The 9,398-nt window shown below is 74.0% G+C and carries 9 protein-coding genes and 1 pseudogene; 5 read left to right on the forward strand and 5 right to left on the reverse strand.

Annotated features, from left to right (window positions below; translation table 11 throughout):
• Positions 1-63: 63 nt before the first annotated feature.
• From ACFV4F_RS13675 to ACFV4F_RS13685, 3 genes and pseudogenes are all read left to right on the forward strand, one after another.
• A complete protein-coding gene (locus ACFV4F_RS13675) occupies positions 64-1,101 on the forward strand; it encodes a phosphatase PAP2 family protein (RefSeq protein ID WP_380502223.1) in 1,038 nt (345 codons plus the stop codon).
• A 204-nt stretch (positions 1,102-1,305) separates the two neighbouring features.
• On the forward strand, positions 1,306-1,569 hold the full coding sequence (locus ACFV4F_RS13680; protein ID WP_380435807.1) for a hypothetical protein: 264 nt from the start codon (positions 1,306-1,308) through the stop codon (positions 1,567-1,569).
• Between the two features lie 179 nt (positions 1,570-1,748).
• Positions 1,749-1,877 (forward strand): annotated as a pseudogene (locus tag ACFV4F_RS13685) (NADP-dependent oxidoreductase); the annotation flags it as partial.
• Positions 1,878-1,914: 37 nt separating this feature from the next.
• Here the strand turns inward: ACFV4F_RS13685 and ACFV4F_RS13690 are convergent.
• On the reverse strand, positions 1,915-2,799 hold the full coding sequence (locus ACFV4F_RS13690) for a sigma-70 family RNA polymerase sigma factor (protein ID WP_380502225.1): 885 nt from the start codon (positions 2,797-2,799) through the stop codon (positions 1,915-1,917).
• A gap of 74 nt (positions 2,800-2,873) precedes the next feature.
• On the opposite strand from ACFV4F_RS13690, the gene ACFV4F_RS13695 reads away from it, so the two are divergent.
• The gene (locus ACFV4F_RS13695) at positions 2,874-3,560 is read left to right on the forward strand and encodes an FMN-dependent NADH-azoreductase (protein WP_380502227.1); all 687 of its coding nucleotides are present in this window, start codon (positions 2,874-2,876) and stop codon (positions 3,558-3,560) included.
• On the opposite strand, the gene ACFV4F_RS13700 is transcribed toward ACFV4F_RS13695, so the two are convergent.
• The 4 genes from ACFV4F_RS13700 to ACFV4F_RS13715 form a co-directional block, all read right to left on the reverse strand.
• Positions 3,557-4,513, reverse strand: coding sequence for a M56 family metallopeptidase (locus ACFV4F_RS13700; protein ID WP_380435799.1), 957 nt, complete (start codon positions 4,511-4,513; stop codon positions 3,557-3,559). The two genes, ACFV4F_RS13695 and ACFV4F_RS13700, sit on opposite strands and share 4 nt — an antisense overlap.
• A 3-nt stretch (positions 4,514-4,516) precedes the next feature.
• Positions 4,517-4,939: a BlaI/MecI/CopY family transcriptional regulator gene (locus ACFV4F_RS13705; protein ID WP_380435797.1), complete on the reverse strand. Its 423-nt coding sequence runs from the start codon at positions 4,937-4,939 to the stop codon at positions 4,517-4,519.
• A 52-nt stretch (positions 4,940-4,991) separates the two neighbouring features.
• Entirely contained in the window at positions 4,992-6,671 is a 1,680-nt protein-coding gene (ctaD, locus tag ACFV4F_RS13710; RefSeq protein WP_380502233.1) for a cytochrome c oxidase subunit I, read from the reverse strand.
• A gap of 128 nt (positions 6,672-6,799) precedes the next feature.
• Positions 6,800-7,723: a DMT family transporter gene (locus tag ACFV4F_RS13715; RefSeq protein WP_380502229.1), complete on the reverse strand. Its 924-nt coding sequence runs from the start codon at positions 7,721-7,723 to the stop codon at positions 6,800-6,802.
• On the opposite strand from ACFV4F_RS13715, the gene ACFV4F_RS13720 reads away from it, so the two are divergent.
• Entirely contained in the window at positions 7,722-9,158 is a 1,437-nt protein-coding gene (locus tag ACFV4F_RS13720; protein ID WP_380502231.1) for a PLP-dependent aminotransferase family protein, read from the forward strand. The genes ACFV4F_RS13715 and ACFV4F_RS13720 overlap by 2 nt on opposite strands.
• The last annotated feature ends 240 nt before the right edge of the window (positions 9,159-9,398 follow it).

Consider the following 9,398-nt stretch of genomic DNA (forward strand, 5'->3'; position numbering starts at 1 on the left):
TCTTAAGATCCGGTCATCGTTCATCAAGGCTGCTCCCAGCTTGCGCCGCTAGTTTCAGCGGGCATGACCAACCTGCTGCGGCCGGCCCCACCACCACGACTCGTGCGGGCCGGGCGGCCCGGCCCGGTGGGCGCGGCGGCCAGACTCCGGCCGCTGCGGCTGCTCGCCTGGCCGCTCTACCTGGCCTCCCTCGCCTGGTACGTGCGCGGCAACGGCCTGCCGTCCGCCAACGACGTGGTCTTCTGCTGGCTGATCGGCGCCCTGCTGACCGCCGCCGTGCACAGCGGACACGGCCCCCGCGGCTTCCTCCTGGTCCTGCGCGACTGGGTCCCGGTCATGGCCGCGGTGTGGACGTACTCGCTGCTTCGCGGCTACGGCGCGCACACCCCCTGGGCGCCGCACTGGCTGCCGCAGCTGGACGCCGACGAGGTGCTCGGCTTCGGCCGGACCTGGACCGTCCGGCTCCAGGACGCGCTCTACACGCCCGGCTCGCCGCACTGGTACGACTACGCGGCGGTCACGGTCTACCTCTCGCACTTCTTCCTGGTCTTCGTGGTCCTCGCGGTGCTCTGGCGGCGCGACCACGCGCGGTACGTCCGGCTGCTCACCTGCTACCTGGTGCTGACCTTCGCCGGCTTCGCGACCTACCTGCTCTACCCGGCCGACCCGCCGTGGCTGGTCGCCCAGGAGGGCCACCTGCCCGGGCTCACCCGGGTGGTGTCCTCGACGCTCACCGACATCGGGCTGCCGCAGGCGCAGTCCGTCTTCGAGAACGGCAGCCAGTTCGCCAACGACGTCGCCGCGATGCCCTCGCTGCACTCCGCCTACCCGGCGATGCTGCTGTTCTTCTTCTGGCCGACCGCCCGCCCCTGGCTGCGCGCGCTGCTCGTCGCCTATCCGCTCGCGATGGCCTTCACGCTGGTGTACGGCGCCGAACACTTCATCGTCGACGTCCTGGCCGGCTGGACGTACGCGGCCGTCGTCGTCCTCGGCCTCCGGTGGCTGCGCTCCCGCCGGACCGGGCGCGGGGGAACTGAAAAGAGGCGGGTGCACGTGGCACCCGCCACCAGGTCGCTTCCACCCACGAAGGACACCACGTGATCGGGTGCTATCGATGGCCGAACGCGTCCTGTTCTGCGGCTTGGCTTCCTCCCGGTCACAAGGGCAGGGATTCCCTCCGGCCCACTGTCCGGACTGGGCTTCCGGTTACCCGGTTGCCAGGTTGGCGATTCACGGCCTGCCCAACGGCTAAGGCTCCACGCCCTGACACCGCAAGCCCTGCGGCGTTCATTCCAATGCCGACGCTTGGCTATCGCAGTCGGCACTCCGACGCTATCACTGAGTAGCTGCACTCTCACCCAAAGTGCCGCTTTCGTCCTCGCCGTCCTCGGGATCGGCGCCTACCGGACGGCCTTCGGGGCGCGGAAGGCCGTGATCGGGCGGCAGCCGGAGGGCATCGGCGGGACCGAGGTGTGGGTGCTGCCGAACCCGAGCGGGCTCAACGCGCACTACACGCTGGACGCGCTGGCGGCGGAGTTCCGCACGCTGCGGGAGTCGCTGGAGGACTGAACCGGACGGGCCGCCACGAGCCCCTCCGGCAGCGGCCCGGCCCGCAGCTCGCGGATCAGCGCCCGGACGGCGACCGTCGCGGCCGGCTCGGGCGTGGTCACGTACCCGACGGACCGGCTGGGCGGGCGCGGCCCAGGTCGGTGACGGCGAGGCCGGCCGGGGCGCCGAGCAGCGTGGTCCTGGGCATGATCGCCGAGCTGCGGCCCGACGAGACGGTGTTCGTCTCGGCCGCGGCCGGCGGCGTCGGCACCGCCGCCGGCCAGTTCGCCCGGCTGCTCGGCGCCGGCCACGTGATCGGCAGCACCGGCAAGATGACCGTCCGGCTCGCCGACGAGTCCTGACGCCCTACGGCAGCACCGCGAGCTCCAGTCCGGCCAGCCGGGCCGGGTCGGCGACCACCTCGTACCCGGCCACCAGGCCGTCCGCGACCGCCACCCGCAGCACCAGCCGCAGCCGTCCGCCCGGCGCGATCAGGATCCCGGGCACGCCGTCCACCAGGGCCACCGCGCCGAACCGGGCCCGGCGGCCGAAGACCGTCGTCTCCCGCGCGACGGTGAGCGCCCCGCGCGCGACGAGGGAGCGCCCGGCGGGCAGCGCGGCCGGGTCGGCCCGACGGACGACGTCCGGCGCGAGCACCGCCAGCAGCTCGTCCAGGTCCCCGCCGCGCGCGGCGGACAGGAAGGCCTCCACGACCCGACGGTGCCCGGCCAGGCGCTCCGGCGGGCCGGCGGCCGTCCCGCGCACCCGCTGCCGGGCCCGGCTGGCCAGCTTCTTGGCGGCCACCGGCGTCCGGCCGACGATCGGCGCGATCTGCTCGAACGGCACCGCGAAGCCGTCGTGCAGCACGAAGGCGACCCGCTCGGCCGGGCCCAGCCGGTCCAGCACCACGAGCAGCGCCCGGCCGACCGACTCGACCAGCAACGCCTCCTCCTCCGGGTCCCCGGCCCCGGCCGGCCCGTCCGGCAGCGCCTCGTCGGCCGGCTCCTCACGGCGCACCGCGCGGGCCCGCAACAGGTCCAGACAGATCCGGGAGACGACGGTGGTCAGCCAGCCCGGCAGGTTCGCCACCTCCGCCGGGTCGGTCCGGCCGAGCCGCAGCCAGGCCTCCTGGACGGCGTCCTCCGCCTCGCCCGTCGAGCCGAGCATCCGCTGCGCCACCGCCCGCAGCCGCCCGCGCTCGGCCTCGAAGCGCGCGGCGAGCGCGTCGTCCGGAAATCCGTCCCCGCTCATCGGTCACCTTTCCTCGGCCCGGCCCGTCACCGGTATGACGTTCCGCCCGACCCCGAGGTGACGAGGAGAGCACCATGACGTCCACCACCCTGCTCCACCTGGACTCCAGCATCAGCCCGGAGGGTTCGGTCAGCCGCGCCCTGACCGCCCGCTTCGCCGCCGTCTGGCGCGCCCGGCACGGCGCCGCCGCCACCCACCGCCACCACGACCTCGTCGCCGACCCGGTGCCCGCGGTGCACGCCGCCTACGACGCCCTCGGCCGCCGCACCGAGCGCAAGGGCAGGCTCCCCCTGGACGGCGTCGCCGCGCTCGCCGAGACCCCGGACGAGGAGCGCGAGTGGGCGCTGACCCGCCCGCTGATCGACCGGCTGCTGGCCGCGGACACCCTGGTGGTCGGGTCCCCGATGTACAACTTCACGGTCTCCACCGGCCTCAAGGCGTGGATCGACCGGGTCTCCTTCCCCGGCGCCTACGTCGACCCGGACACCGGCGCGAAGCTGCTGGGCGGCACCCGCGTCGTGGTCGTCGCCGTCCGCGGCGGCGGCTACGGGCCGGGCACCCCGCGCGAGCACCAGGACTTCCAGGTCCCGTACCTGCGGGCGTACTTCGGCAACCTCGGCGTCGCCGAGGAGAACCTGCACGTCGTCACCGCCGAGCTCACCCGGGCCGACGACGTGCCCGCGCTGAACGGGCTCCGGCCGATCGCCGCGGAGTCGCTCGCACGGGCCGGGGCCACGCTCGACGCACTGGCCGCCGCCTAGAACGGGGTGACGGCCTTCAGGACGACGAGCAGCGCCACGGCGGCGTTGAGCGCGCACAGCGCCGACGCCGCCGTCCCGACCGCGGCGACCATCGCGGCCAGGCCCGCCGGGGTCTTTGCCGGCGGCCAGTTGCGGTCGGACGGCACCGGGCCGAGCAGCGCGGCGACCCGGCGCGGCACCGGGCCGGGGGCCGGTGCCGGGGCGGCGAAGGCCGCGAAGCCCGGGGACGGCACCGGACGCGCGACGAGGGCCGCCCGGGCCACCGCCCGCGCGGTGATCCGCCGGTCCCCCACCGCCTGCGCCGAGTCCTCGTCCGCCCAGCGCTCCGCACTGAAGGCCACCGCCTCCTGGAGCGGGCGCAGGAACGGGTTCACGTTGGCCGCGAGCTGGGTGGCCAGCAGGTAGCGGTGGTGCCGGTGCACCAGGTGCGCGCGCTCGTGGGCGACCAGCGCCTCGCGCTCGTCCTCGGCCAGGCCCTCCAGCATCCCGGTGGACACCACGACCCGCCCCGGCGAACCCGGCAGCGCGTACGCGTACGGGCTGGCGTCCGGCAGCACCGCGAGGTCGGCGTCCGGCCCGGAGCCCGCCGGCAGGCCGTCCAGCGCCCGCCGGGCCCGGGCCCGCACCCGCAGGTGCCGCGCCGCCGTCCGCAGGCAGGCCGCCCCGACCAGGACCAGCAGCCACATCGCGGCCGTCCCGACCGTCTCGTGGTACGGCAGCGCGGCCCGCACCTCCGGGTCGGACCAGCTGTCCGGCAGCGGGTTGCCGGGGATCTGCGCGGTGCCGACCACGCCGATCAGGCCGAGGCACAGCACGCTGCAGACCGCCATCACCGCGCTGATCACGGTCATCAGCCGGGCCGCGCCCCGCGGGTGCAGGTGCTGCCCGGTGAGGCGCGCGATCGGCACCGCCGTCAGCGGCAGGATCAGCGGGAGGAAGACGAAGAAGCCCACGGGTCAGCTCTCACGGTCGGCCGCTGCCGGATCGGCGGACGCGGAGTCGAGGAGCGCGCGCAGCAGCTCCTCGTCGTGCGGGAGCAGGGCGCTCACGAAGCTCGCCAGGACGGCGTCCCGGTCGGCCTCGCCGTCGAGCATCCGGCGCATCCTCAGGGCGGCGAGCCCGGCCGCGTCGGAGGACGCCTGCCAGAGGTAGGAGCGGCCGGAGCGGGTCCGGGAGACGGCGTTCTTCGCGTGCAGCCGGGAGAGGATCGTCATCACGGTGGTGTACGCCAGGCCGCCGTCCAGGCGTTCCTGCACCCACCCCGCGGTGACCGGGCCGGGCGCGCGCTGGAGCACCGCCAGCACCTGGGCCTCCAGCTCGCCCTGGCCGCGTCGCCGGGCGGGGGCGTCCCCGGCCGGGGCGTGCCTCTCGTCTGCCATGACGGCCCACTCCCTCCGGATGCCGCGCCCCGGAGCCGGCGGGGCACGCCGCTCATCCTAACGAGCGAACCCCGCCGGACGGGCGGTCCCGGGGGCCGTTCTGCCTCCGGTCGAGCTCCGCGATCTCCGGGTGGTGCAAGTCGAACGCCGGGCACTCCGAGCGGATCTTCGGCAGCGTCACGAAGTTGTGCCTCGGCGGCGGGCACGACGTGGCCCACTCCAGCGACCGCCCGTACCCCCAGGGGTCGTCCTCCTCCACCGGCTTCCCGTACTTCGCCGTCCGCCACACGTTGTAGAGGAACGGCAGCGTCGAGGCCCCGAGCAGGAACGAGCCGATGCTGGAGACGGTGTTCAGCGTCGTGAACCCGTCCGAGGCGAGGTAGTCGGCGTACCGGCGCGGCATGCCCTCGGCGCCCAGCCAGTGCTGCACCAGGAAGGTGGCGTGGAAGCCGGTGAACAGCGTCCAGAAGTGGATCCGGCCGAGCCGCTCGTCTAGCATCCGCCCGGTGAACTTCGGCCACCAGAAGTGGAATCCGGCGAACATCGCGAACACCACCGTCCCGAACACCACGTAGTGGAAGTGCGCGACGACGAAGTACGAGTCGGAGACGTGGAAGTCGATCGGCGGCGCGGCCAGCAGCACCCCGGTGAGCCCGCCGAACAGGAAGGTCACCAGGAAGCCGACGGTCCACAGCATCGGCGTCTCGAAGCTCAGCGAGCCCCGCCACATCGTGCCGATCCAGTTGAAGAACTTCACCCCGGTGGGCACCGCGATCAGCATCGTCATGATCGAGAAGAACGGCAGCAGCACCTGCCCGGTGACGAACATGTGGTGCGCCCAGACCGTGATCGACAGGCCGGTGATGGCGACCGTCGCGCCGATCAGGCCGGAGTAGCCGAAGACCGGTTTGCGGCTGAACACCGGGATGATCTCGGTGACGATGCCGAAGAACGGCAGGGCGATGATGTACACCTCGGGGTGCCCGAAGAACCAGAACAGGTGCTGCCACAGCATCGCCCCGCCGTTGGCCGGGTCGAAGACGTGCGAGCCGAACCGCCGGTCCGACTCCAGGCAGAGCAGCGCCGCCGCCAGCACCGGGAAGGCGAACAGCACCAGGACCGCGGTGAGCAGGACGTTCCAGACGAAGATCGGCATCCGGAACAGCGTCATGCCCGGCGCCCGGAAGCAGACGATCGTCGTGACGAAGTTGACCGAGCCGAGGATGGTCCCGAACCCGGAGAGCGCCAGTCCCATGATCCACAGGTCCGCGCCGTGGCCCGGGCTGTGCATCCGGCTGTTGAGCGGCGCGTAGGCGAACCAGCCGAAGTCGGCCGCGCCGCCCGGGGTCAGGAAGCCGAACATGACGATCAGCGAGCCGAACAGGTAGAGCCAGTAGGCGAGCGCGTTCAACCGGGGGAAGACGACGTCCGGTGCGCCGATCTGCAGCGGCATGATCCAGTTGGCGAAGCCCGCGAAGAGCGGGGTCGCGAACATCAGCAGCATGATCGTGCCGTGCATGGTGAACAGCTGGTTGAACCGCTCGTTGTCGATCAACTGCAGCCCCGGGCGCGCCAGTTCGGCCCGCATCAGCAGCGCCATGACGCCGCCGGCGAGGAAGAACAGGAACGACGTCGTGATGTAGAGGGTGCCGATCCGCTTGTGGTCGGTCGTGCTCAGCCAGCCCACCAGGGCCCGCCCGCGCCGGCGTCGGCGCAGACGGGCCCGGTCCACGACGTCCTTCGGCAGGAGAGTCACGCGGCGCGCCTTCCGGGCTCGGGCTGGCGGTGGTCGGACCCACCACTACCAGCGGCCGCCCACCGAAGCCCGGGGCGCGCGCGGCGCATCACCCGAACAGGCCCTCACGCACGGGCGCGCTGGGTGACGGCGATGCAGACGAGCACCACCACGGCCGTCACCGGAGCCGCCGCCGGCAGGTCCTCGGCCAGCAGCAGAACCGCCCACACGAGCGTCAACAGCGGCTGTGCGAGCTGGAGTTGGCTCGCCCTCGGCACGCCGATCGCCGCCATCCCCCGGTACCAGAGCACGAACCCGCCGAACTGCGACACCGCCGCCGTGTACGCCAGCCCGACCAGCGCCTTCGCGCCCGGGTGGACGGGCTCGGCGGGCAACGCGAGCACGGTGGTCAGCACGGTCGCGGGCAGTGCGGCCACCACCGCCCACGCGATCACCTGGGCACCCGGCAGGTCCCGCGACAGGCGCCCGCCCTCCGCGTACCCGGCGGCGCAGACGAGCAGCGCCGCGAACAGCAGGCAGTCCGCGGCGCTCGGCCGGCCGTGGCTCTGCAGCAGGGTGAACGCGATCACGGCCGCCGCCCCCACCAGCGCGGCGCCCCAGAACGCCCGGGACGGCCGGCGGCCGGTGCGCCACGCCGCGAACACCGCCGTCGCCAGCGGCAGCAGGCCGATGACCACCGCCGAGTGCGCCGTCGAGGACATCCGCAGGGCGAGCGTGGTGAGCAGCGGGAAGCCGAGGACGCAGCCCGCCGCGACGACGAGCAGGCCGGGCCACTGCCGCCGGGTCGGCAGCGGAGCGCGGACGGCCGCCAGGTAGAGGGCGGCGAGCAGGCCCGCCCCGGCCCCGCGCAGCCCGGTGGCCGTCCAGGGGCCGAAGCCGGTGAGGGCCCAGGAGGTGGCCGGGAAGCTGAACGAGAAGAGGAGCACCCCGAGGGCGGCGGGCAGGGTGCCGGCGGCCGCTGCCGAACCAGGGCCGACGATCCGCGGTGCTATCGCCGACATTCGAATAGCGCTATCTTGTGCCTTCATGAACGAGCGTAGCAGTGTGGCCGAACTCGCCGAAAGCCTGCGCCGCGAGGTGGAGTGCTACCCCGAAGGACGAAAGCTGCCGTCCAGCCGCGCCCTCGTCGAGCGCCACCAGGTCAGCCCGGTGACGGTCTCCCGGGCGATCGCCGTCCTCGCGGCCGAGGGGCTGGTCGTCTCCCGGCCGGGAGCCGGGGTGTTCCGGGCCGCCCACTTCGCCGCCGCGCCGAGCGCCCGCACGGGCGACCTCTCCTGGCAGGAGGTCGCGCTCAGCGCCGGCTCCGGCCCGCGCGACCTGCTCGCCGCACCGGTGATGGCCACCCTCAACGTGCCGCCGCCCGACGTCATCGACCTCAACAGCGGCTACCCGCACGCCGGCCTGCTCCCCGAACGCCTGCTGGCCGGCGCCCTCGCCCGGGCCGGACGCCGCCCCGGCGCCTGGGACCGCCCGCCCGCCGACGGCCTCACCGAACTGCGCGGCTGGTTCGCCCGGGACATCGGCGGCACCGGCGGCCCGATCGGCGCCGGAGACGTCCTGATCACCGCCGGCGGACAGGGCGGCCTCACCGTCGCGGTGCGGGCGCTCGCCGCGCCCGGCACACCCGTCCTGGTGGAGTCCCCGACGTACCCGGGGATCCTCGCGGTCCTGCACGCGGCCGGGCTGCGGCCCGTCCCCGTCCCGGTCGACGCCGACGGCGTCCGCACCGACCTGCTGGCCGACGCCTTCGCGGCCAGCCGGGCCCCGCTCTTCGTCTGCCAGCCGCTGTTCCAGAACCCGACCGGCGCGGTGCTCTCCCCCGAACGGCGCACCGAGGTCCTGCGGATCGCCCGCGCCGCCGGGGCGTTCGTCCTCGAAGACGACTTCGCCCGGCTGCTCGTCCACACCGACGCCCCCGCGCTGCCCCGCCCACTGGCCGCCGACGACCAGGACGGCGTCGTGGTCCACCTGCGCTCCCTGACCAAGGCGGCCTCGCCCAACCTGCGGGTCGGGGCCCTGACCGCCCACGGCCCCGCCCTCGCCCGGTTGCGGGCCACCCAGGTCGTGGACAGCTTCTTCGTGCCCCGCCCGCTCCAGGAGGCCACCCTGGAACTCGTCTCCGACCCCGGCTGGCCCCGCCACCTGCGCACGCTGGGGGCCGAACTCCAGGACCGCCGCACCGCCACCGTCGCCGCCCTGCACCGCGAACTGCCGGGCTTCCTCGACGACTACCGCCCGGGCGGCTACCACCTGTGGCTACGCCTGCCGGACGGCACCGACGACGCCGTCCTCACCGCAGCGGCCCTGCGAACCGGCGTCCTCGTCACCCCCGGCCGCCCGTACCACCCGGCAGAACCCCCGGCAGCGCACCTCCGCCTCAGCTACGCGGCAGCCGAGAGCGCCACACAAGCGACCGAGGGCATCCACCGCCTGAGGAGGGCGTACGAATCCCTGACCTCATAGCCCCCCCGCACCAACGCACCCACCCAAACCACCCCCCACCCCCAAACCCACCCACCCGACCCACTCACCTCAACCTCCCACCCACCCCTCATCCCTCCCCAGCGAGAGGGAGCGCTGCGGGAGGGGGTGGCGGAGGGGGTGGCCGCGGAGAGGGGCGTGACGGGTGATTTTCAGACTGCCAACGATCCAAGCCCCCCACCCACAGAGTCGGCAGTCGGAAAATCATCCAGCCCCCGGAGC

The sequence above is a fragment of the Kitasatospora sp. NPDC059722 genome, from assembly GCF_042733235.1.
Classification (GTDB): domain Bacteria; phylum Actinomycetota; class Actinomycetes; order Streptomycetales; family Streptomycetaceae; genus Kitasatospora.